Genomic DNA, 21,067 nt, shown 5'->3' on the forward strand with positions numbered 1-21,067 from the left:
CTTGTTTTGGCGCTGATACCGCAGATTCCAGGGGGATGGCAACAAGAGCGGATTTGCGGGGTTGTTAACCTTTCCTAAACCAGTTTCACGGATCAAAGACTGGCATCAGGGCGATGCGTGTTCCGTCAATCACCACTTTCCCCTGCTCGCGAAAGTTGACGGTGATCTTGCCTCCGATGTTGGACTGCACCTGTCCAACGCCCCAATCGGGGAAATCGGGGTGGCGGACATACATGCCCGGTGCGAGAATGGCATTGAGGTCTGACATGTCTGGGCTCCGGTCCGGCAGCAGATGCAGCAGGAGGTACGCATGAGCGACACCACAGTCAACCTGGCCGAGCTGATCGGCTCTCGGATCTGTCACGATCTGATCAGCCCCATTGGCGCGATCACCAACGGTCTGGAGCTGCTTGAGATGGTCGGTGCCACCCAGGGCCCCGAGATGGAGCTGATCTCGGGCAGTGTCGGCAGTGCCGGAGCGCGGATACGGTTCTTCCGCGTTGCGTTCGGATCGGCCAGTGACCAGCCCCTGGGTCGGGCTGAGGTGTCTGAGCTGCTGAAGGATGTTGAACGGGCTGGCCGTGTGCGCGTCAACTGGCACCTGACCGAAGCGGTACCGCGCAATCAGGTGAAACTGGCGTTTCTGGCATTGATGTGCTGCGAAAGCGCGATGCCCTTTGGCGGTGAAGTCACAATTACCAATACCGGGGACACTTGGTCGGTGACCGGTTCCGCCGACAAGCTGAATCTGGATAATGATCTGTGGAAGAACCTGCCTCTGGGCCGGTTTGCCAACAAGGTCACCCCCGCGCAGGTACAGTTTGCGCTGCTGCCCGAAACCGTTGCGTCGATGGGGCGGCGGGTTGCGGCAGAAACCACCTCAACCCGCATTGTTATCCGGTTCTAGTACCGGGTCGTTCCGTTCCCGCGCACCAGATATTTAAAGCTGGTCAGCTGCGCGGCGCCCACAGGCCCGCGCGCATGCATCTTGCCGGTGGCGATACCGATCTCGGCGCCCATGCCGAACTCGCCCCCATCGGCGAATTGGGTCGAGGCATTGTGCATCAGGATCGCGCTGTCGAGCCGTTCAAAGAACTGCGCGGCGGCGCCCGCATCCTCGGTCATGATACAGTCGGTGTGGTTCGAGCCATACTGACGGATATGCGCAATGGCGGCGTCGATGTCGGCGACAGGTTTTGCAGCGATGATGCTGTCGAGGAACTCTTTGCCCCAATCGTCGGCGGTCGCGGTAACCGTGCCTTCGGTGGCCAGCGTGCCTTCGGCGTGAACCTCGACACCCGCCGCCAGCAGAGCCGCGATGACGTCCCGGCCCAGCGTTTCGGCAACGTCCTGATGGATCAGCAAGCACTCGGCGGCACCGCAAATTCCGGTACGGCGGGTCTTGGCGTTCAGCACCACATCCAGCGTTTTCTGCGGGTCGGCTGCTTTGTCGATATAGATGTGCACGATGCCTTCGAGATGCGCGAAAACGGGAACGCGGGCCTCGCGTTGAACCAGCCCCACCAGCCCCTTGCCGCCGCGCGGTACGATGACGTCCACGTAATCAGTCATGGTCAGCAATTCCTGAACCGCCGCACGGTCGCGTGTGGGGATCAGCTGAATCGCATCTTCGGGCAGGTTTGCAGCCTTTAACCCTTCGACCAGACAGGCATGGATCGCGCCCGAGGAGTGAAAACTCTCGGAGCCGCCGCGCAGGATCACTGCATTGCCGGATTTCAGACACAGTGCGCCGGCATCCGCGGTCACGTTCGGGCGGCTTTCATAGATCACGCCGATAACGCCCAAAGGCGTGCGGACGCGTTGGATGTTCAGACCCGAGGGCATGTCCCATTCGGTTAGAACTTCGCCAACCGGATCGGCCTGATCAGCCACGGTGCGCAGACCGTCAACCATGCCTTGAATGCGGTCCTCGTCCAGCATCAGGCGGTCCATCATGGCCGGGCTCAGGCCTTTTTCGCGACCGAACTCCAGGTCTTTCTTGTTTGCCTCGATGATGTCGGCCCGGTTTGCCCAAACCGCATCTGCCGCGGCAATCAGCGCGGCGTGCTTGCGTTCTGCGCTGGCACAGGCCAGATCGGCCGAGGCCGCCTTGGCGCGTTTTCCAAGATCGGCCATCAGGGTGGGAATGCTGTCGAAATCCTTCATCTCATGTGCCTTTCGGTCGGTATTCTGGTGTTTTATCATCGCGCGCCTACAGCGCCAAATCGTCCCGGTGGATCAGAACGGCCCGTCCCGGATAGCCCAAGGTCGCCTCGATTTCCGAGGACTTGCGCCCCTTGATCGCGTCCGCCTCTTGCGCGGTGTAACGGCTGAGGCCTTGCGCCAGTCGGCGCGAGGTTGGGTCAAGGATCGCCACAGGATCACCTCGGCCGAAATCCCCGGTCACTTCGACAATGCCCGCAGGCAACAGGCTTTTGCCATTGCCGAGCGCCCGTGCCGCGCCAGCATCCACCACGATCTCACCCCGCGGTTTCATCGCCGAAATCCAGCGTTTCCGGGCGGCGTGCGGATCCAGAGTGGCCGTGAACCAGGTGCAATTTGCGCCATTCTCAAGCGTCTTCAATGGGTTCAGGGGTGATCCTTCGGTGATCGCCATATCGCAACCCGCTGCTATTGCCATCTTGGCCGCCAGCAGCTTGGTCTTCATGCCGCCCTTGGACAGGCCCGATCCGGCATCGCCCGCCATTTCTTCGATCTCGGGGGTGATGTCGTCGATCAAGTCATAGCGCGTGGCCGAGGCGTCCTCGTTCGGGTTGCCGGTATAGAACCCATCCACGTCCGACAACAGGATCAGCTGGTCGGCGCCGATGGTCACCGCGATCTGGGCGGCCAGTCGGTCATTGTCGCCGTAGCGGATCTCATCCGTCGCAACGGTGTCGTTTTCGTTGACGATCGGAACGACACCGAGGCTCAGCAATGTCTCAAGCGTTGCACGTGAGTTTAGGTAACGGCGGCGGTCAGCGCTGTCTTCCAGTGTCACCAGCACCTGCGCAGTTGTGATCTTGTGCGGGGTCAGAGCCTCTTCGTACGCACGGGCCAGCCTAATTTGGCCAACGGCAGCGGCGGCTTGAGACTGTTCCAGCGCCAAGGTCTCGATCGGCAGGTTCAGCACGCCCCGCCCCAAGGCGATTGACCCGGACGACACCAGAATGACATCCGTCCCCTGCCCCTTGAGCCACGCCACATCTTGCGCCAGTGAATGCAGCCAGTCCGACCGTAACAACCCCGTATTCCGGTCCACCAGCAAAGCGGACCCGATCTTGACCACCAGACGTTTCGCCGAGGTCAGGGTTGCCACGTCTTCGCCTCCTCAGCGGGCTTCTGCCGCAGCCGGTTTTCGTCGATCTGAGCGCGTAGGGCCCGCAGAACCTCGGTCACACCCAGATGAGCCACGCCAGACATGGTCATAACGGGGCCACCGACGGCCTCTTCCAACTCGGCCTTGGCCAGATCGCGCTCTTCGTCATCCAGCGCGTCGACCTTGTTCAGCACCGTGATGCGGGGCTTTTCAGCCAGCTCACCACCATACGCTTCGAGCTCATGGATGATGGTTCGATAATCATCGGCCACCGTCTCAGATGTGCCATCGACCAGATGCAGCAACACCGCGCAACGTTCGACGTGTCCGAGAAACCGGTCACCGATCCCGCGGCCTTCATGCGCGCCTTCGATCAGGCCGGGGATATCAGCCACGACGAATTCGACATTATCGACGCCGACAACGCCCAGATTGGGATGCAGCGTCGTAAAGGGGTAATCCGCGATCTTCGGGCGCGCGTTCGATGTCGCCGCCAGAAAGGTTGACTTGCCCGCGTTGGGCATCCCCAACAGACCCACATCAGCGATCAGTTTCAGCCGCAGCCAGATGGTGCGGTCGATCCCCGCCTGCCCCGGATTGGCGCGGCGCGGGGCCTGGTTGGTGGCCGATTTGAAGTGCAGGTTGCCAAAGCCGCCATTGCCGCCCTTGGCCAGCAAGACGCGTTGTCCGACTTCGGTCAGGTCACAAATGACGGTCTCTTCGTCTTCGTCCAGAATCTCGGTGCCGACAGGCACACGCAGCACGATGTCGTCTCCATCCTTGCCGGTGCGTTGCTGGCCACGACCGGGTTGGCCGTTCTTAGCAAAGAAATGCTGCTGATAGCGGAAGTCGATCAGGGTGTTCAGCCCGTCCACGACCTCGGCCCAGACGGACCCGCCTTTACCGCCGTCCCCGCCATCGGGTCCACCGTATTCGATGTATTTTTCGCGCCGAAAGCTGACGCAGCCGCCACCGCCGGCCCCGGACCGGATGTAGACCTTTGCAAGATCGAGAAATTTCATGGCTGTCCCCTACTGCAAAGGCCCCATCGGCCACAAGTCAGAGTTTTTTACTGTATGTCCAGGTGGGCACGTTTGCATCACGCGCCACCGAATAATTCTCGGCATCACCAAGGTACTGGAACCCGCAATGAGTCAGCACCCGGGCCGAGGCCGGATTATCCTGAAACACGCTGGCGAACATGGTGGCGTTCTCCAGCGGATTTGCATTGACCAGCGCCTCGACGGCCATCGATGCGATGCCGGTGTTCCAATAGACTGGCGCGACCCAATAGCCGACTTCGGTCTGGTTGCGATCCAGCCGCGTCAATGAGATCAGGCCGATCAGCTCGGGTCCGCCATCTTTGGTGGCATCCATCACCCAAACGTCCTCTTCGCGATCCTCGGCCATGGAACGGGTCACAAAGGCCTCGATCGAGCCGGGCGGTAAAGGGTGCGGGATCGACGTGGTCATGCGCGCCACGCGCTCATCGCCTGCGTAATGTTCAATGAGACCCATATCCGACCGACGCAGCGGGCGCAGGTCGAACCGCTCGGTTTCTATGACCGGCTGGTTTATTATCGTCTCAAGTTTCATGAGTTCGTTCCTCCTCCGAACAACACGTAAATCGCGGACGCAACGGTGAAACCAATTAACGTCCCAATCAGATATTTCCGCCCCATCCGATCTTCAACCGCAGGGGCGATCCGGCCCTGAACCGGGGACGGGATAATGCTTGCTGCGTGTGTCATCGGGGCCATTGATCAAAACTGCGTTAAAACGAGAAAGGGGACCGGCATTTTCTGCCGGTCCCCCATGAATTTTTCAAACCTTATGGGTTTCGGCTTACTCTGCGGCCTCCGCCACTGGCAGGACCGAAATAAAGGTGCGGTTCTTCAGTCCCTTGTGGAACTTCACGGCGCCATCAACAGTTGCAAAGATGGTGTGATCTTTGCCCATGCCTACGCCTTCGCCCGGCCAGAACTTGGTGCCGCGCTGACGCACGATGATGTTGCCTGCGATGGCTGCCTGGCCACCATACAGTTTCACGCCAAGGCGGCGACCAGCTGAGTCGCGACCGTTACGGGAGGAACCGCCAGCTTTTTTATGTGCCATTCTCTCTCTCCTTAGCCTTGAGCCAGCTCTTTGGCTTGCTCAACCCATTCGGGTTTCACTTTGATGGTGTCGATAGCAGCAATCTGCTCGTCCGACAAGGCGGCCAGAGCGGCAAAGCTCTCGATACCTGCGTCGTTCAGCTTCTTGGCAGCGGCGGGGCCGACACCGTTCAGCTTGGTCAGATCGTCAGCGGCAACAGCGGCGGGTGCCTCTGCTTTGGCTTCTGCTTTCTTGGCAGGCTTTTTTGCCGCCGGAGCAGCTTCGCCAGCCGGAGCCGAACCGGTTGCAGCTTTGATGCCCGACTTGTCAGCGCCCGACGACAGGATGTCGGTGATTTTGACCAGGGTCAGTTTCTGACGGTGGCCAACGGTACGCTTCGAGCTGTGCTTACGACGGCGCTTGACGAACTTGATGACCTTGTCACCTTTGACCTGTTCGATCACTTCGGCCTGTACGCCCGCGCCTTCAACGAAAGGTGCGCCAACAACCGGAGCGTCGCCGCCCAGCATCAGAACATCGTTGAATTGAACTTTTTCACCTGCGTCGGCAGCCAGTTTTTCAACGCGGAGCACGTCGCCCGCCTGAACCTTGTACTGCTTGCCGCCAGTCTTGAGGACCGCAAACATGCGTCTTTCCTTTTCATACCCGCGTTCTGTGGTCCCCTTTCGGGCGTTTTCGGCCCCAAGAAACTTGAAAGCCACCTCGAACAGCGCGCCCTTTTCGGGCTGTGTGACGACCCGTGGCATATGCCCTATGGGTCAATAATAACGAGACCCGGCGCGGAAAACCGGCCGGGATGCGCGCTTATCCATAGATTGCAGAGGAAAGTCAACATCAAATGCAGGCTTAAAGGTCTGACCCCTGCAGCACCTGCGCGACCGCCTGACCCAATTGAAAATAGATCACGTCGAACATCTGATCGAAACTTTCAAACAGGGCGTTGTTGATCGCCCTGCCCGTCTCGGTTCGTGAAAACGCGATATTCTCGCGAATCTGCGCATCGCTCAGCGGTTGATAGGCCAGCAGAAAGAAAGAATACAGCCATGTCTGCGTCTCTTCTGTCATACTGTCCTTTTGCGCCAGAAGCTGGGCCAAAAGCTCGGCGTCATCCACTTCACCGCCCGGATCCATCCCGCGGAAAAAATTGTAATCGGCGCTGATGGAGTTCTGAACGTTTTCCTCGATCAGGTTGTTGATCCGGATGTATTCATCGACCAGACGGTAAAGCTCGGAATCCTTGTCGCCGTTCTCATACGCGTCCTGTGCCATTTCCTCGATGGCTTCATCGGCAAGCGCGATACGGGCCGTGATCTCAAGCGAAACGATAGTCTGACCTAGATCGCTTTCGTAAAACAGGATGGCGCGGTCCAGTTCCCTGTCGGTAAGGGATTGATCGAACACATCCACGACCTGGCGGCGCATTCTGTCGGCATCGTAAATCCGGCCGACCTGGTTTTGAAAAACCTGGCCGCCTTTATTGTCCAGAAAGCTCTCCTGCAGGGTTTGCCCCATCGTGCCACCCTCATCCTGCAGGATCTCGATGACTTCATCCAGATGCAGGGCTTGCAGCAGACGTTCGACCTTTTCCTCGGCCTGCAGCGGCATGGTCCACAAAAATAGGGCGGCAAACGCCAGAAACAGTCGCATCAGATGTCCTGTGCCGGGTGCAATTCCGCCATCCGTGAGGCCAGAACCTCGAACTTCATGGCCATGATTTCGTATTGAACCGCGTTGAGAAGCTCATAGACCTCCTGCATCAGCGGCTGTTCCAACGCCTCGGCATAGGCGATGACATCGGCATCCGAGAAATCCCGATAGGTATAGGCCGCCCCCGCAAGCGCGGACAATTGCAACGCCTGTCTCATGCCGGTTTCGTTTTGCTTCATCATCTGCCGCAGCTCATCCGCGCCCAGGTCCAGGTCGATCACTCCGGATGCGCTGGCGGCCAGCAGAAAGCGCAGTTGTATCTCTTGCAGCGCCCGCAACGCCGTTCCGCTGGAATCAATGGCGGCGTTCATGCGTTTGAGGTTCTCGACCCGCTTGGACCCGTCTTTGATCAGACCGGCGACAATCTCCTGACCCTGCTGCTGCATGGCGTCGTCATCTTCGATCATATGAGACGCATTCTCCGCTTCGACCAACCGCTGCCCCAGATCCGAGGCATAGAATTCGACGGCGTGGTTCAGGGCCTCATCACTCAACGTTTGTTCCAGAATGGCGACTGCGGTTTCGTGCATGTCTTCGGTGTCGAACACCTCTTCGGTCAGGCGGGCCCAGTCCGAGCCGAACCCTTCGGGATCGATTCCCAGCATCCGGGGGGCTGAGGCCGAGGAAAGCGCGATGCTTTCCAGCGCCACATCGAATCCGGTTGTGGTCAGAAAAGCCTCAATCCGGTCGCGCCCGGCAGCCCACGAAGGCGCGGGCAACATGGCTAGTGCCAAAAGCAACGGAACAAAGAGCAAAGCGAGGCGGCGTAGGTGACAAGTCATACCCAGAAGCCTAGGTGTTTTGCGCCGTCTGGCAATGGAAAATCCCGTCTTGGTGAATTTCGGGAATTTTCTGCTTGCACCCCCGCGCGTTCCTCACTAAATCCCCCCCTCACAGACCCCCGCGGAGAGGTGCCGGAGTGGTCGAACGGGGCGGTCTCGAAAACCGTTGTGGGTGCAAGCCCACCCAGGGTTCGAATCCCTGTCTCTCCGCCACTATTGCGCGACCATTACAATCCCCGAATATAGTCCCGTAGCCCTACTCACGACCGAGTGCACTTGTCGTCGAACAACAGATGGGTCTGCCTTCAGATAGATCAGAATAGTTGCTTATTTTCTTTTCTAAATTCTACAGAGCCCAGCACCCTCCTTCCCAAAGGCTATTTTAGGTCCAAACCGGACATTAAACCCGCTCTTCAATTGTTGCCGTTCGCTTCGACCCTAAAGTCACCCTAAACACACGCCAATTCCGATTCCGGTTGGCACAAAAGTCGCGGATCAAGCCGCCTCGTAATGGTTGAACACTTCTGTGGCGCCATCCTTGCGGATCAGGAAGACCGAATAGGCCTCTCGCTCACTCTCCGGCCCCATACCGGGTGAGCCATAGGGCATGCCTGGCACTGTCAGCCCGACCGCATCTGGGCGCTTGGCCAACAAGCGCCGGATATCGGTTGGTGGGACATGGCCTTCGATGACGTAGCCCTCGACCAGGCCGGTATGACAGGACGCCATCTGCTCCGGGACACCCATGGTGATTTTATATTGAGACAAAGCCTCCCACGAGGCGTTCTGCACCTCCATCTCGAACCCTTCGCGCTGCATAATGCTAATCCAGGCGTTGCAGCACCCGCATTCGGGGTCCTTGAGGACCTGCACCAGCGGCTTGGTCGTTGCCACTGTCGGCGAGGCCAGAGCGATGCCTGAGGCACCGAGGCCGGCCAGGAAGAGGCGGCGGTCAAGTGTCGGGGCAGTCATGTCAATTTCCTTTCCGTGTTCGCGCCTGCGGTGTGATATTGGGTCTTGTGGCTGAAATCGCTGGCAAGTGTCATGATATGTGTCAAGCGGACGAGCATAAGCTGCCTTGCATCTGTTCGCTTTCGGTGCACACCGCCTGCATGTCGCAACCGCTTGGATGGGGTCAGCGCGACTTTCATGATTTCAGACAAAGTAGCCATTAGATCTTAAGGCCAAAATCGCAAGGTGCAGGCGAAGCCTTCAGTAAACCACGAGTGGGTAAGTTGAATTCCTATTTTCGCCCCCTCAGGCGTAGCGCATTCTACACCACTGAAACCGACGAAGCGCTCATGGCGACGGCGACGAACATCGAGCCGGATTACGGGATATGGGGTGAGACTGTTTACATCGGCGAGGATGATGCGAAGTTCAAAGCAAAGGCCCAACTCAGTACGATCTAAGCCGAAACACTGGACCGCAGTTCGCGCGGGAATGGCGTCATTTTATTTTGGCGGCGTGGCAAAGGCGAAGTCTTCACTGCCGGGACCTGCGAATGGGTCATGGGGTTGATTTGCAAGGATCAACAAGTGGAGCGTATCACCCGCAATGCGCTGAACAGGTTTCTTGCGGCTGACCGATAGCTCGAATTTTTGATCCTGCGTTAAGATGGCAACATCAGTCTTAGGCGGACAGACTGCGATGCCAAGTTGCGGCTGGTCAGAGTAGAAACTCCTCACAAAAACACTGCCATTCAAATCGACATGAGCCATTTCTTGAAAATTCTCACCGTGACCCGCTCCTGATCGCCGGGGCGGCAGACGAAGTAGAGCCCACGATCCAACGGGACGCTGCTATCATCGAGACGGATCAGCCGACCAAGTTCCAAGTCTCTTGCCGCCAAGAGATGTCTTGCCAGTGCCACGCCCTGTCCGTCAATCGCCGCCTCCAACAGAACAGCGCTATCCACGTATTTGATGCTTTGCGAGTTGATCCGATCGGCGTCCAGCCCAACTTGTGCAGCCCAGCTTTCCCATCCGACGTTGAAAGCGTCGTGCAACAATGGCAGATCAGCCACGTCCTCGGCCCGCATTGGCAGCCGCGTTTTCTCGACAAGCGACGGCGCGGCCACGACAATCAATTCCTCTTTTTTGATCTGCTCATGATACAGCCCGCCCCAGCCGGGCTCGCCAAACCGCAGAGCGACATCGACCTCGGACGCATCGAAATCCGCAAAGGCATCATTTGTGTCCAGCAACAATGCGATCCCCGGATGGTCTTGCTGAAACGAGGTAAGCAACGGCACAAGCCATTTGAGCGCCAGCGACGTGGACAAGGACACGGTAATCGACTGGCGGTGATGCAATCGCTTCACCTCCATCACACCCAACTGCAACGCCGAAAACGCCCCCCGTGTTGACTGATACAGACGTTCCCCGGCTCTGGTCAGTTCAACGCCATTGGGGCGGCGATGAAAGAGTGTCACGCCAAGGTGCAGTTCCAGCAATTTGATTTGCCGACTGATCGCCCCGTGGGTGACGTTCAACACATCCGCCGCTTTGGTGAGGCTGGACTGGGTTGCGGTTTCGTCAAAGGCCTGAAGGGCGCGAAGGTGCCTGAGGTTTTCTGTCATGTGAGAAAATCTAACAGCAATGCTCTGAAAACTCGATAGGTCTGTCTGGTTTCAAGGGGATACACTGAACGCAGACTGAATATTCTCACAAGCTTTGCGCCCATTGAAAGGACATACCATGCCCGAAACCAAAGTTGCGTTGATGACAGGTACCGGACAAGGCATTGGCCGGGGCTGCGCCGTTGAGATGGCAAAGGCAGGTTACAAAGTCTCACTGATGTCGCCGTCCAATCGCTCGGTTGAACTGGCCGAGGAGCTTGGGGGCATTGGCCGCCGCGGTTCTGTTCTGGATGTCGACGACTTACAGGCGATGATCGATGACACCATGAGCAAATACGGGCGGATTGATGCAATCGTCAGCAACATGGGGCACGGGGGGTCGGTACCCGAGGCCATCAAAACGGTAGGCTTCGATCCTGATTTTGACGGGCCGCTATTGGAGCTTAGCGACGAATTGTGGCACGAAAGTCTGGATATGTACGTTCTGAATGTCGTGAAGATCGCCCGTATCGTCACGCCCATTTTGATCGAACAAGGCGGCGGTGCATTCGTAAACATCTCGTCCATGAACACAATCGAGCCACGCGCGCCCTACCCCATGAGCATGCTGCGCGGCGCTCTGCACAGTTTCTCAAAGCTCTACGGGGATCGCTATGCGCGGCACAACATCCGTATGAACAACCTGCTTCCCGGGTTCTGCGAGAATGTGAACCTGTCCGAACAAGCCCGTCGGGAAATTCCGGCGCAACGACCAGCTACGTTCGAGGAAATCGGACAAACCTGCGTGTTTCTCGCCAGTGATGCGGCCCGCTATATTAACGGTCAGAGTATACTGTCCGACGGTGGGATGAACCGCGCGGTTCGGTAGGAAAGAGACGGTGAAAGATGATCGTTACGGCGCTCAAAGAAATCCTTGGGACAGATCGGGACGTTTCCGGTCCGGGCTGGAACAGTAGGCGTCTGCTGCTTGCCTCCGATGGTATGGGGTTTTCGCTGACGGATACGATCATCAAAAAGGGCGCAGTGCTCGAACTTGAATACACCCATCATCTGGAGGCGTGTTATTGTATCGAGGGTAAGGGCCGGATCAGGGCGGCTGATGATAAAATCTGGCACCTCCTTGAACCATTCACTCTTTACGCATTGGATCAGCATGACCGGCACGTGGTGCAAGCCACAGACGCCGATTTAAGGCTTGTCTGCGTTTTTACGCCACCGCTTAGCGGTCGCGAAACGCACTGCAAAGACGGAAGCTATGCACCGGCTGACACCTAATAGCCGAGCGGATGTTCATCGGTGCCTATGGCTCTTTACGTTCATCGAAAAAAGCGGTCTTTATCGTGCCTTCCACCCGTCGATCAGCCCGGCGGCTGCGTCTGCATAGGTCTGCGGGAACTGGTCCGAGGTTCGGGCTTTCATGATCGTATGCAGGCCCAACAAAAGGCTGATCAGCACCCGGGCGGCCTCAGGTGGATCGACCTCGGAACGGATGGCCCCGTCTTTCTTTGCCAGGCTTAGAATCGCCGCGAACCGCCCTTCCAGCGCGGTCAGGTAGCGTTCGATTCGGGCATTGACCTCAGGGTCAGAGCGGGCAAATGCACTGATCGAATTGAAGGCAAGACACCCTGCATCCTCGATCTTCGGCATGCGGTCGATTGAGGCGATGCCTTTGAACCAATCCCCCAGATCATCCAGCGTGCAGGTATCTGCATCGGGAAAGTGCCGGGCCTCGGCATTGTCCAGGTAAGTGTCCAGGGTCTTTAGGAAAAACTTCTCTTTCCCGCCATAGGTGGTCTGCAGCGTAAAGCGGGTCAACCCTGTCTCCTGCTCCAGATCCCGGGTGCTGGCCCCGTGATATCCCCGCCGCCAAAACAGGTCCAGCGCACCCGCCACAGCACTGTCGTGATCCGTCTTGCGTTTTCGTGCCACGGATTCCTCCTTGCCTTTTCTATCCACTCGGATAGTAATTAATTTCTATCCATATGGATAGCATTCCGGCTACGCGGCAGCAAACACCGCGTTGCCGCAAATTCCCAACCCGAAAGGGAGATAAAATGACCGCCATCGACCCGACACCCGGTGCATCAAAGCCCGTCACCCTGCGCGTGCTCTTCATTCTGAATGCGCTGAAAATCCTGTTGGCCTTTGGCTTCTTTGCCACCTTCAAGTTCTACGGGTTGCAGGTCGGAGAGCTGGCCGGAACGCAAGCCGCCAACCTGATGCTCTATACGATGCTGGGGTACATGGTGACTTTTACCTGCATCATCGCCTCCATCCTCAAGCGCAGCATGATTGGCATCCGCGCCGCGATAGCCGTTGATTTTCTGGTCTCGATCCCGGCGACCGCGGTCATCGGCTTTATCATCGCGATCATCAGTATGGGCCTGACCTTCACTGCCCCTGTCCGCGCGTATTTCGCGTATCGTGGTTAAGATGCGCATCCCGCCCCGCGCGGCATGACGAGGCGCTGGGTTTGATCGAACAAACAGGCAACGCAGAAAGGACGGCTCGATGACCACCGAACCGGGGATTTCAACCGACTTCCCGTTTGACTCGAAATATATCGAGGTGAACGGCCAGCGCATCCACTATGTCGACGAAGGCGAAGGCGCGCCGGTTCTGTTTCTGCACGGCAATCCGACCTCGTCCTATCTGTGGCGCAACATCATCCCATATGCTGCCAGGCAGGGCCGCGCCATCGCCCTGGACCTGATCGGCATGGGGAAATCGGACAAGCCCGACATTCCGTATCGCTTTGTCGATCACGTTCCCTTTGTGGACGGCTTTATCCAGGCGCTGGGGCTGCAGAACGTGACGCTTGTCATCCATGACTGGGGCTCGGCTTTGGGGTTCCACTATGCGCATCGGCATCCCAAGAACATACGCGGCATCGCATTCATGGAAGGCGTTGTCCGTCCAATGACCTGGGCCGGGTTCCCGCCCGACTTCCGTACCGGGTTTCGGATGATGCGGACACCGGGTCTGGGGTGGGCGATGATCTCGGGCCTGAACATGTTCGTCGAGAAAATCCTGCCAAGCGCCATTCTGCGCGACCTGACCCCGGAAGAGATGGCGCACTACCGCGCGCCCTACCCCACAGCACGCAGCCGTAAACCGGTTCGGGTCTGGCCCTGCGAGATTCCGATCGACGGTACGCCAGCGGATGTTCATGACATCGTCAGTGGCTACAGCCTTTGGCTGGGTGAAACCCAGACCCCGATGCTGATGTTTCACGGCTCACCCGGAGGCACCATCGGGCCAAAAGAGGTCGCCTGGTGCCGTCAGACTATCCGGAACCTCGAGGTCGTAGATATCGGGAAAGGCATTCATTTCTTGCAGGAAGATAACCCCCATCTGATCGGACAAAAGCTGGAGGACTGGCTGGCACGCCTGCCCAATTGAGCTCTGTTCAGCCGTGTTTAACGGCTGAACCCTACACATAAATCAGATTTCCTGTTTGTATGCTTTGACGATCGCCCAACGCATTCAAACGCCAAGCACCGGAGAGTGATCCTCCCCATCCTTCGGAACATCAATGAGCTTTTGGTGCCGCTGACAAAATTCACTCATCTCAAACCACTATGATGCACTCCGGTGACATCCCTAGCCGCTGTGCGCGCCATACCTGCCCATTTTGCCACGATAAAGCCCCGGTTTCGTTGATCGCAGCATATCACCGGATGCAGTGTGCGTTGTTTTGAGTGCTAAGCTTGTGACCGCCTTCATGAGTGCGAAGGGCTGCACTGATGCTGGCGGACCAAAGCAGAAACAGCGTTCAGGACAAGGGAAGAAAACGAATTCCCGGACATCAAGCTATAGTGGGGTGCTTGAGGCGGTAAATCAATCACCGCCTCGCACAGAAGCTTAAGATTAGCTGGCGGTTTCGTGTGCCAGCGCGTCCATCAGCGTGCCGAGGTTGTGCTGGAACATCGCAAGATAGCTGGTCGCAGGGCCACCGCGTTCGGACAGAGCATCCGAGAACAGACGACCGCCGATCACAATTCCGGTCTCTTCCGAGATTTGCTGCACCAGGGCCGGGCTGGTGATGTTCTCGACAAACAGCGCCGCCGCGCCTTCTGCCTTCAACTGGTCGATCAGGACAGCAAGGTCCTTGGCTGACGGCTCGGCCTCGGTGTCGATGCCGACCGGAGCCAGAAAGGTCAGGCCGTAGGCGTCCGCCAGATAGCCGAACGCATCATGCGCTGTCACAACGGTGCGACGGTTCGCGGGCAGGTCGGCCAGTTTTGACTTGGTTTCGGCATCCAGCGCTTCCAGTTCGGCGATGTAGGCGTCGGCGTTGGCGGCGATCTCGTCTGCGTGCTCGGGCATGGCCTCTTTCATCGCGGCGGCCACGTTGGTCACGTAGATCACGCCGTTTGACAAAGAGTTCCACGCGTGCGGGTCGGTTATTCCGTCAACCTTGACCGGCGTGATGCCGGCGGTGGCCACGTGGACGGTTGCTTCGGTTCCGGATTCCGAAATCAAAGTGTCGGACCACGTCTCGAAACCCAGGCCGTTGACGAAAATGATGTCCGCCTGAGCCACGGCGCGCGCATCGGCGACCGAGGGCTGGTAGACATGCGCGTCCGCGTCGGGACCCACGATGGTCGTCACAGTGGCCAGATCGCCCACAACCTCTTCGACCATGTCGCCCAGGATCGAAAAGCTGGCAACGATCTTGACGTCGTCTTCAGCAGCGGCTGGCAGTGCGGCCAGAGCAAAGGATGCCGTTGCAATACCGGCATAGATGGATTTCACAAGAGTCATTTGGCTCTCTCTTCTTGATGGATTTGCGCAACGGTGAGGTCTTTTGAAACGGACGGTCTGCGCAGCCGTCTGCCAAAACCAAGGGGGCCAAAAATGGCCGAAACGAAGAAGAACCCGCCCGCGACCAGCACAATTGCCGGACCGGATGGGGTGTCCGGGAACAGATACGACAGGGTCAGGCCGATCCAGCAACTGGACAGGGCGAAGATAAAGCCCAGGACCAGTTGCACGGTGATCGTACTGGCCCAATAGCGTGCTGCGGTTGCGGGCAGGATCATAAGGCCAACAGCCATCAGCGTGCCCAGCGTCTTGAAGGCCGCCAGCAGGTTCAGCACCAGAAGCAGCATAAAGCCCTGATCGATCAGCCACGGACGGCGCGTCTGGGTTTCAAAGAAAACGGGGTCACAGGTGCTGACGATCAAAGGCCGCAGCAAGAAGGCAAAAGCAACCAGCGTGACGGTGGCGACCCCTCCCACCAGCAGCATTGAAGCGTCGTCTATGCCGAGGATCGATCCGAACAGGAAGCTCTTCAACGGAACCGCAGACCCTGCGGCCGACAGGATGAAGATACCGACAGCAAGTGCGATCAGGTAAAGCGAGGCCAGGCTGGCATCGCTGCGCAGGATCGTCCGACGCGCCAGAAAGGCCGTCAGAATGGCAACCCCCACGCCTGCGATCAGACCGCCAACCAGCAGCGACATGACCGACAGGCCCGCCGTGACAAACCCGATGACGATGCCGGGCGTGATGGCATGGGCCATGGCCTCGCCCGCCAGTGACAAGCGGCGCAGGACAAGGAACGCGCCCACCGGCGCAACCGAGGCCGACAGGACCGTGGTCGCCACAAAGGCACGCCGCATGAAGGCAAAGCTCCACATTTCGCTGAGGAGGTCAAACATGAGCGTGCTCCGATGTTGAACGGTTGCCCCGGAACATCCAGGAGGCCTGGCTTTCCGACAGATATCCCTGGGCTACCAGCCGGTCGGGGGTCAGCACGTCGCTGACCTTGCCATAGGTTGCCTCTTGCCCGCCCAAAAGCAGGGCGTGGCTGCAATGATCCAGCACGGACGACAGATCATGTACCACCAGCACAACGGCGCGACCTTCGCCGCGCCAGCGTTCGATGATCGACAGCAGATGCGCCTCGGTGTGTTGATCGACGGCCGCAAAGGGTTCATCCAGTAGGACAAGCGGAGCGTCCTGCATGATCACTCGGGCAAACAGTGCGCGCTGTAATTGGCCGCCGGACAGCATGTGCAGGGGCCGGTCCGCGATATCCAGAACGCCGGCCTCATCCAGCGCAGCGGTCATCCGGTCACGCGCGGCATTGTCCAGCCCGGAACGGAGGCCAAAGCCGCGCCATGCGCCCATTGCAGCCAGATCCCGCACGCGGATGGGGAAACGCCGGTCAAACTCGGTCATCTGCGCCAGATAGCCGATTTCACGGGGGCGGCCTTGCGGCCAGTCAACGCTGCCCGAAAGCGGGTCGATCAGACCCAACAGCATCTTCACGAATGTGCTCTTGCCCGAACCGTTGGCCCCCAATACGGCCAAAGTCGTGCCAACTTCGACATCCATGGACAAGCGGCGGAATAGGGTCAGGTCGCGGTAGCCAAGGGTCAGATCGCGGATTTGCAGAACAGCTGACATCAGATCACCGCGTAAATCGCAAGCCACAGAAGCGCCGACAGAGCCAGAGCGCCCGCAACCAGCACCGGTATGCTGTATTCCGTCAGGCAGCGGCCGCGGTGCGCAACGTCAAAGTCGGTCGAACGGCGCGTCATCGGGCTGCCTCGCTAGATACAGAAATGCCAGACTGGGCCGAGGTGACATTCACCCCACGCGTTTTGCAGGGTCGGGATTCAGAATTCCGCAATAACAATGACTTCGCCTCCTCAGCTTGGACGAGGGCAAAGCGAGTGCAAGGTTCTGAACGGCAAAGGCCGTGTGAAACATTGTCATCTCCCTCTGGGACACCCCGCCCAGGTTAGTAATAATTCGGATGGCAGGTCTCCTGACTTGCGGGTCAACGCTATCCCGATCCTTCCCAGGCGTTTGCCCAGTGGCCGATCTCGGGTCGCTCACCGCCTACAGTTGCGGGGGCAGTCACGGAATTGGCCTTTTCAGGGCCGCACCGTATTCCCTTTTATCCCAAACCGCAGAACACGGTCGGGAACCATCCCGGCCACAAAACACAAATCGAATTGATTCGACAATAGAGCGCGCTAGCTACAGCGGTCGATCGCTTGAACTTCACAGGGCGTTTGAGTGGTTTTATGGCCGCCGCCATACGACCGCCAGCCCTATCCTATGCAGAGTTCTGAAGGCATTCGAAACCGCGCAGCCATGCTTTGGCCAAACGCGCCGCATCCGGCCCCGCCCGGTGCGGCGGCGGCCCCGCACTTTCCAACGTGTGATAGACGCATTCAATTGCTGCATGGTCGGTCAGGCTCATCCGGATATAGCTGTCAAAATCCAGAAGTTGGACTTTGGGAAATGGCATGTCCGTTTCCAGCAGCCGTATCAGCCATCGCCGCTCAAACTCTGGATTGTCCGTCACGGCAATTCCTGTGTTTTCTGCCTTGAACCATTGTGCGACTGCTTTGGGATCATCGCCCTCTGCTTCAAGATATGCGCGGCTTAACCCGTGGATTCCGGCACTGACATCCGACCAGCCCGCCGCATCCCAGTCCGGATGGGGTTTGATAAGGCGTGATGCGGTGATCACCTTGCTCTGGACCACGCGCGAAATCCCGATCTCGATCGGCCAACTGATCGCGCTGAGAGAACTGGCTTCGAAATCTAGGAAATAGGCAGGCTGGGTTCGGACCAGATTCTGTGTTCGTTCAGTCAAAACGGGCTATCCAATCTTGTTGCGATAGGCTCAACGGGTGGGTGTCACGCATCAAATGTTACTTCGATTGTGTGGTGGCATGTTATTGCCATTGCGTTTCGGCGGATAGGCGTAGCATGGCTCAATCCCCGGATTTGAAAAGAACTTCCGGGTTTTCCCCTTTGCATCCGGTTAGATTTGACCCATCTCGGCGACACATTTTCCAAAGGAGAGACACATGTCGCGCACTATCGTATTAGCTGTAGCCATCGCCGCCATTGGCGCCGGCGCGTATTATTACCTTACTCAACCCGAACCCACGCCCGCCGAACAATTGCAATCGGCGGCGCAAGATGCCGGCGACGCGGTCAGCGAGGCAGCCCAGGACGCAACCGATGCGGTCAGCGAGGCTGCAAGCTCGGTCACGGAACAGGCAGCCGAAGGCGCCTCGTCCATTGCGGCACAGGCCACTGACGCGGCCGAGCAGGCCGGAGAAGCGGCCACGGACCTAGCCAATCAGGCCGGTGAGGAAGTCGCCGCCTTGGCGAGCCAGGGTCAGGATCTGCTGAACTCGTGGGTCGAGAACGGCGCGCTGAGCCTTGAGAATTTCGACTATGACACGATGGTCGCTTCAATTCAGGAAAGCGATCTGGCGCAGGACCTGAAAACACAGGCCATTCAGATTCTGGATGACATCAAGGCTTCACCAGAAACGATCGCGGTTAAGTTCCAGGAACTCCGCGACCTGCTGTCGGGACAGTGAAGCAAACGGGTCGCCCGGATCGGGCGGCCCCCTATTGGGCGTGGCGTAGGTTCCATCCACGTCAGGGCGTCGGTCGATTGACGCGCACAGGCGCATTTGTTTGGCTGTCATCGAGTTGGAAATAAACCCAAATTCATCTGTTACACGGGGCGTCCTTATAGTGCCGCCAGTGACTGGGTTTTGGCAACGATACACGCGGTTCAAAAACAAGGAACGACCATGACCACCCTGCCCCAGACCATGTGTGCAACCGTTCTTTTGCACGACGGCTATTCCGGTGAAGCCACCGGTCCATATATCGAAAACGCCGGAGATTGGCTGGCCGAAGCCGAACTGCCGGTTCCTGAACCCGGCCCCGGGCAGGTTCTGGTCAAGTTGCGCGCAGCCTCGGTGAACCCGTCCGATATCCATTTCATCAAGGGTGAATACGGGCAGCCCCGCCTCAAAGGCGCGGCCGCCGGGTTTGAGGGCTGTGGCGACGTCGTCGCGACCGGTCAAGGTTCCGAGGCGCTGATGGGTCAGCGCGTTGCCTTCATCACCGCCGGTTCCGGTGCCTGGGCCGATTACGTGCTGGCACCGGCGATGATGTGCATCCCCCTGCGCCCCGAGATTTCCGACGAAGACGGCGCGGCGCAGATCGTGAACCCTCTGACCGCCATGGCGATGGTTGATATCGCCCGAGGCGCCGGGGACGCGTTCGTGGTTTCGGCGGCCACCAGCCAGTTGGGTAAACTGATGTGCGGCCTCGGGCGCGACCTTGGCCTGAAACCGATCGCTCTGGTCCGGCGCGGCGAAACGGTCGACATGTTGAAAGACCACGGGGCGGCAGAGGTTCTGGTGACCACCGAGCCGGAGGTCGCCCAGAAATTTGCCAAAGTCAGTCAGGCTCTGAAGCCCCGCGTGTTTTTGGACGCTGTGGCCGATCAACTGTCCGAGCAGGTGTTCTGCGCCATGCCCAATCAGGCGCGCTGGGTCTGCTATGGCAAGCTGAGCGCCGAACTGCCGAAACTGACGCAGATGGGCCAGCTGATCTTTATGGGCAAGCAGATCGAGGGCTTCTGGCTGACCAATTGGGTGACCTCGACCCCACCGCAGGATCAGGCGCGTGTCGTGGCCGAGGTTCAGGCCCGCTTTGCCGATGGCCGCTGGAAAACCGATGTTTCCGAACGGCTTGCACTGAGGGAGTTGGTGCCAAATCTGGCCGAAGCCCTGAAAAAGAGTGACGGAAAGGTGATTATCACGCCATAGTAGAACAAAGCCCCGGGTGACGGAGGATCTCCGGGGCGTTTAAAACGCCGGGCCCACCGGCTGGGAGGGTGAAATTGGACAATGCGCAGCTGCTGATCAGCGGGCTGGCAAATGGCTGTGTCTATGGCCTGATCGCGCTTGGTTTTGTGTTGATCTACAAAGCGACCGAGGCGGTGAATTTCGCGCAGGGCGACTTCATGATGCTGGGCGCCTTTGTCACCATCGGGCTTACCAATACCGAATACATGGGGCTGCCTTTCTGGCTCGCTCTGCCGATCTCGTTGGGGATCATGGGGGTGCTTGGGTATTTGCTGAACCGGCTGATCATCCGCCGTCTGTTTGGGGAAAGCCAGACTGCGGTGGTGATCCTGACGATCGCTCTGGGCTTTGTGATCCGTTTTGTGGCCGGGCTGATCTGGGGGCACGAGCCGCAAACCTTGCAGAGCCCTCTGGCCGGAAAGGAATTCCGGTTTGGAGGCATTGTTCTGGGCATGGAGGATGTAGCCGTCATCGTCGTCACCGTTTTGCTGACGTGGGGGATGTATGTGTTCTTCAACCGGACAAAACTTGGGTTGGCGATGCAGGGCGCGTCGCAGAACCAGTTGGCGGCCTATTACATGGGCATTCCGGTCAAACGCGTTCAGGGTTTCATCTGGGCTTTGGCCGGAGTGGTCGCCGGTATCGCAGGCGTGTTGTTCGCCGCCAAAGGCGCTGTTGATCCAACAACCGGCCTTTTGGGGATCAAAGCCTTTGCTGCCGCTGTAATTGGCGGGTTAGGCAGCTTGCCGGGCGCACTGGCCGGAGGGTTGATCGTCGGCGTCATCGAACCCTTTGCCAGCCGTTACATCGCTGCGGGCTACAGTCAGATCGCGCCTTACGCGCTGTTGCTGGCGGTGCTGATCTTCCGCCCCAACGGTCTGTTCAGCCAGGTTCGGGTCAAGAAGGTCTAGGG

General features: G+C 58.6%; 26 protein-coding genes, 1 tRNA gene and 1 riboswitch. Of the genes, 9 read left to right on the forward strand and 18 right to left on the reverse strand.

All coding sequences use genetic code 11. The annotated features are described in order from the left end of the window. Nucleotides 1-85 precede the first annotated feature (85 nt). Entirely contained in the window at nucleotides 86-268 is a 183-nt protein-coding gene (locus ACR0NT_RS00480) for a DUF3553 domain-containing protein (protein ID WP_170324899.1), read from the reverse strand. Nucleotides 269-310: 42 nt separating this feature from the next. Here ACR0NT_RS00480 and ACR0NT_RS00485 point away from each other — a divergent pair, with 42 nt between their 5' ends. Next, a complete protein-coding gene (locus ACR0NT_RS00485) occupies nucleotides 311-907 on the forward strand; it encodes a histidine phosphotransferase family protein (protein ID WP_480442525.1) in 597 nt (198 codons plus the stop codon). Here ACR0NT_RS00485 and ACR0NT_RS00490 read toward each other — a convergent pair. The 8 genes from ACR0NT_RS00490 to ACR0NT_RS00525 all read right to left on the reverse strand — a co-directional run bounded on the left by ACR0NT_RS00490 (nucleotide 904) and on the right by ACR0NT_RS00525 (nucleotide 7,863). Then, nucleotides 904-2,166 (reverse strand): glutamate-5-semialdehyde dehydrogenase, encoded by a 1,263-nt coding sequence (locus ACR0NT_RS00490; protein WP_170671459.1) that lies wholly within the window; start codon nucleotides 2,164-2,166, stop codon nucleotides 904-906. The genes ACR0NT_RS00485 and ACR0NT_RS00490 overlap by 4 nt on opposite strands. A gap of 46 nt (nucleotides 2,167-2,212) precedes the next feature. Continuing rightward, entirely contained in the window at nucleotides 2,213-3,319 is a 1,107-nt protein-coding gene (gene proB / locus ACR0NT_RS00495; protein WP_170671457.1) for a glutamate 5-kinase, read from the reverse strand. Then, a complete protein-coding gene (gene obgE / locus ACR0NT_RS00500; RefSeq protein WP_170671455.1) occupies nucleotides 3,307-4,341 on the reverse strand; it encodes a GTPase ObgE in 1,035 nt (344 codons plus the stop codon). The genes proB and obgE overlap by 13 nt, the downstream gene beginning before the upstream one ends. A 37-nt stretch (nucleotides 4,342-4,378) precedes the next feature. Then, entirely contained in the window at nucleotides 4,379-4,915 is a 537-nt protein-coding gene (locus tag ACR0NT_RS00505; RefSeq protein ID WP_170442718.1) for a GNAT family N-acetyltransferase, read from the reverse strand. 249 nt (nucleotides 4,916-5,164) lie between these two features. Then, nucleotides 5,165-5,434, reverse strand: coding sequence for a 50S ribosomal protein L27 (gene rpmA, locus ACR0NT_RS00510; protein WP_010440093.1), 270 nt, complete (start codon nucleotides 5,432-5,434; stop codon nucleotides 5,165-5,167). 11 nt (nucleotides 5,435-5,445) lie between these two features. Further along, on the reverse strand, nucleotides 5,446-6,060 hold the full coding sequence (locus tag ACR0NT_RS00515) for a 50S ribosomal protein L21 (protein ID WP_170671605.1): 615 nt from the start codon (nucleotides 6,058-6,060) through the stop codon (nucleotides 5,446-5,448). Between the two features lie 220 nt (nucleotides 6,061-6,280). Continuing rightward, nucleotides 6,281-7,081 carry a DUF2059 domain-containing protein gene (locus ACR0NT_RS00520; RefSeq protein ID WP_170671453.1) on the reverse strand — a complete coding sequence of 267 codons (801 nt, stop codon included), beginning with the start codon at nucleotides 7,079-7,081 and terminating at the stop codon, nucleotides 6,281-6,283. Then, nucleotides 7,081-7,863 carry a DUF2059 domain-containing protein gene (locus ACR0NT_RS00525; RefSeq protein WP_480442526.1) on the reverse strand — a complete coding sequence of 261 codons (783 nt, stop codon included), beginning with the start codon at nucleotides 7,861-7,863 and terminating at the stop codon, nucleotides 7,081-7,083. Before ACR0NT_RS00525 ends, ACR0NT_RS00520 begins: the two co-directional genes overlap by 1 nt. A gap of 183 nt (nucleotides 7,864-8,046) precedes the next feature. Here ACR0NT_RS00525 and ACR0NT_RS00530 point away from each other — a divergent pair. After that, nucleotides 8,047-8,136, forward strand: a tRNA-Ser gene (locus tag ACR0NT_RS00530). A gap of 282 nt (nucleotides 8,137-8,418) precedes the next feature. On the opposite strand, the gene ACR0NT_RS00535 is transcribed toward ACR0NT_RS00530, so the two are convergent. The 3 genes from ACR0NT_RS00535 to ACR0NT_RS00545 all read right to left on the reverse strand — a co-directional run bounded on the left by ACR0NT_RS00535 (nucleotide 8,419) and on the right by ACR0NT_RS00545 (nucleotide 10,504). After that, nucleotides 8,419-8,895, reverse strand: coding sequence for a DUF411 domain-containing protein (locus tag ACR0NT_RS00535; protein ID WP_170671451.1), 477 nt, complete (start codon nucleotides 8,893-8,895; stop codon nucleotides 8,419-8,421). Between the two features lie 482 nt (nucleotides 8,896-9,377). Further along, nucleotides 9,378-9,644 (reverse strand): hypothetical protein, encoded by a 267-nt coding sequence (locus ACR0NT_RS00540; protein ID WP_480442527.1) that lies wholly within the window; start codon nucleotides 9,642-9,644, stop codon nucleotides 9,378-9,380. Then, nucleotides 9,626-10,504: a LysR substrate-binding domain-containing protein gene (locus ACR0NT_RS00545; RefSeq protein WP_170671449.1), complete on the reverse strand. Its 879-nt coding sequence runs from the start codon at nucleotides 10,502-10,504 to the stop codon at nucleotides 9,626-9,628. The genes ACR0NT_RS00540 and ACR0NT_RS00545 overlap by 19 nt, the downstream gene beginning before the upstream one ends. Before the next feature lie 118 nt (nucleotides 10,505-10,622). Here ACR0NT_RS00545 and ACR0NT_RS00550 point away from each other — a divergent pair, with 118 nt between their 5' ends. Together ACR0NT_RS00550 and ACR0NT_RS00555 are read left to right on the forward strand one after the other, a co-directional pair. After that, a complete protein-coding gene (locus ACR0NT_RS00550; RefSeq protein ID WP_170671447.1) occupies nucleotides 10,623-11,372 on the forward strand; it encodes an SDR family oxidoreductase in 750 nt (249 codons plus the stop codon). Nucleotides 11,373-11,389: 17 nt separating this feature from the next. Next, on the forward strand, nucleotides 11,390-11,779 hold the full coding sequence (locus ACR0NT_RS00555; protein ID WP_170671444.1) for an ectoine synthase: 390 nt from the start codon (nucleotides 11,390-11,392) through the stop codon (nucleotides 11,777-11,779). Nucleotides 11,780-11,839: 60 nt separating this feature from the next. On the opposite strand, the gene ACR0NT_RS00560 is transcribed toward ACR0NT_RS00555, so the two are convergent. After that, entirely contained in the window at nucleotides 11,840-12,433 is a 594-nt protein-coding gene (locus ACR0NT_RS00560; protein WP_170671442.1) for a TetR family transcriptional regulator C-terminal domain-containing protein, read from the reverse strand. 125 nt (nucleotides 12,434-12,558) lie between these two features. Between ACR0NT_RS00560 and ACR0NT_RS00565 the strand changes: the two genes are divergently transcribed. Further along, complete coding sequence (locus ACR0NT_RS00565) at nucleotides 12,559-12,936, forward strand: hypothetical protein (RefSeq protein ID WP_170671440.1); 378 nt, start codon at nucleotides 12,559-12,561, stop codon at nucleotides 12,934-12,936. Between the two features lie 79 nt (nucleotides 12,937-13,015). After that, nucleotides 13,016-13,906, forward strand: coding sequence for a haloalkane dehalogenase (locus ACR0NT_RS00570; RefSeq protein WP_170671438.1), 891 nt, complete (start codon nucleotides 13,016-13,018; stop codon nucleotides 13,904-13,906). 468 nt (nucleotides 13,907-14,374) lie between these two features. Here ACR0NT_RS00570 and ACR0NT_RS00575 read toward each other — a convergent pair whose 3' ends face one another. The 5 genes from ACR0NT_RS00575 to ACR0NT_RS00595 form a co-directional block, all read right to left on the reverse strand. Then, nucleotides 14,375-15,271, reverse strand: a complete 897-nt coding sequence (locus tag ACR0NT_RS00575; RefSeq protein WP_170671437.1) for a metal ABC transporter solute-binding protein, Zn/Mn family — start codon at nucleotides 15,269-15,271, stop codon at nucleotides 14,375-14,377. Beyond that, entirely contained in the window at nucleotides 15,268-16,170 is a 903-nt protein-coding gene (locus ACR0NT_RS00580; protein WP_480442528.1) for a metal ABC transporter permease, read from the reverse strand. Before ACR0NT_RS00580 ends, ACR0NT_RS00575 begins: the two co-directional genes overlap by 4 nt. Further along, the gene (locus ACR0NT_RS00585) at nucleotides 16,163-16,921 is read right to left on the reverse strand and encodes a metal ABC transporter ATP-binding protein (RefSeq protein ID WP_170671435.1); all 759 of its coding nucleotides are present in this window, start codon (nucleotides 16,919-16,921) and stop codon (nucleotides 16,163-16,165) included. The genes ACR0NT_RS00580 and ACR0NT_RS00585 overlap by 8 nt, the downstream gene beginning before the upstream one ends. Further along, the gene (locus ACR0NT_RS00590) at nucleotides 16,921-17,055 is read right to left on the reverse strand and encodes a hypothetical protein (protein ID WP_480442529.1); all 135 of its coding nucleotides are present in this window, start codon (nucleotides 17,053-17,055) and stop codon (nucleotides 16,921-16,923) included. The genes ACR0NT_RS00585 and ACR0NT_RS00590 overlap by 1 nt, the downstream gene beginning before the upstream one ends. A gap of 203 nt (nucleotides 17,056-17,258) precedes the next feature. Then, a riboswitch (cobalamin riboswitch) is annotated at nucleotides 17,259-17,467 on the reverse strand. Nucleotides 17,468-17,579: 112 nt separating this feature from the next. Next, nucleotides 17,580-18,125, reverse strand: coding sequence for a hypothetical protein (locus tag ACR0NT_RS00595; protein WP_170671433.1), 546 nt, complete (start codon nucleotides 18,123-18,125; stop codon nucleotides 17,580-17,582). 217 nt (nucleotides 18,126-18,342) lie between these two features. Between ACR0NT_RS00595 and ACR0NT_RS00600 the strand changes: the two genes are divergently transcribed. The 3 genes from ACR0NT_RS00600 (at nucleotide 18,343) to ACR0NT_RS00610 (ending at nucleotide 21,065) form a co-directional block, all read left to right on the forward strand. Then, the gene (locus ACR0NT_RS00600; RefSeq protein WP_170671430.1) at nucleotides 18,343-18,867 is read left to right on the forward strand and encodes a hypothetical protein; all 525 of its coding nucleotides are present in this window, start codon (nucleotides 18,343-18,345) and stop codon (nucleotides 18,865-18,867) included. A gap of 219 nt (nucleotides 18,868-19,086) precedes the next feature. Next, nucleotides 19,087-20,115, forward strand: a complete 1,029-nt coding sequence (locus tag ACR0NT_RS00605) for an alcohol dehydrogenase catalytic domain-containing protein (protein ID WP_170671428.1) — start codon at nucleotides 19,087-19,089, stop codon at nucleotides 20,113-20,115. 74 nt (nucleotides 20,116-20,189) lie between these two features. After that, nucleotides 20,190-21,065 carry a branched-chain amino acid ABC transporter permease gene (locus tag ACR0NT_RS00610; protein ID WP_170671426.1) on the forward strand — a complete coding sequence of 292 codons (876 nt, stop codon included), beginning with the start codon at nucleotides 20,190-20,192 and terminating at the stop codon, nucleotides 21,063-21,065. The last annotated feature ends 2 nt before the right edge of the window (nucleotides 21,066-21,067 follow it).

This window comes from Ruegeria sp. AB10, assembly GCF_056542745.1.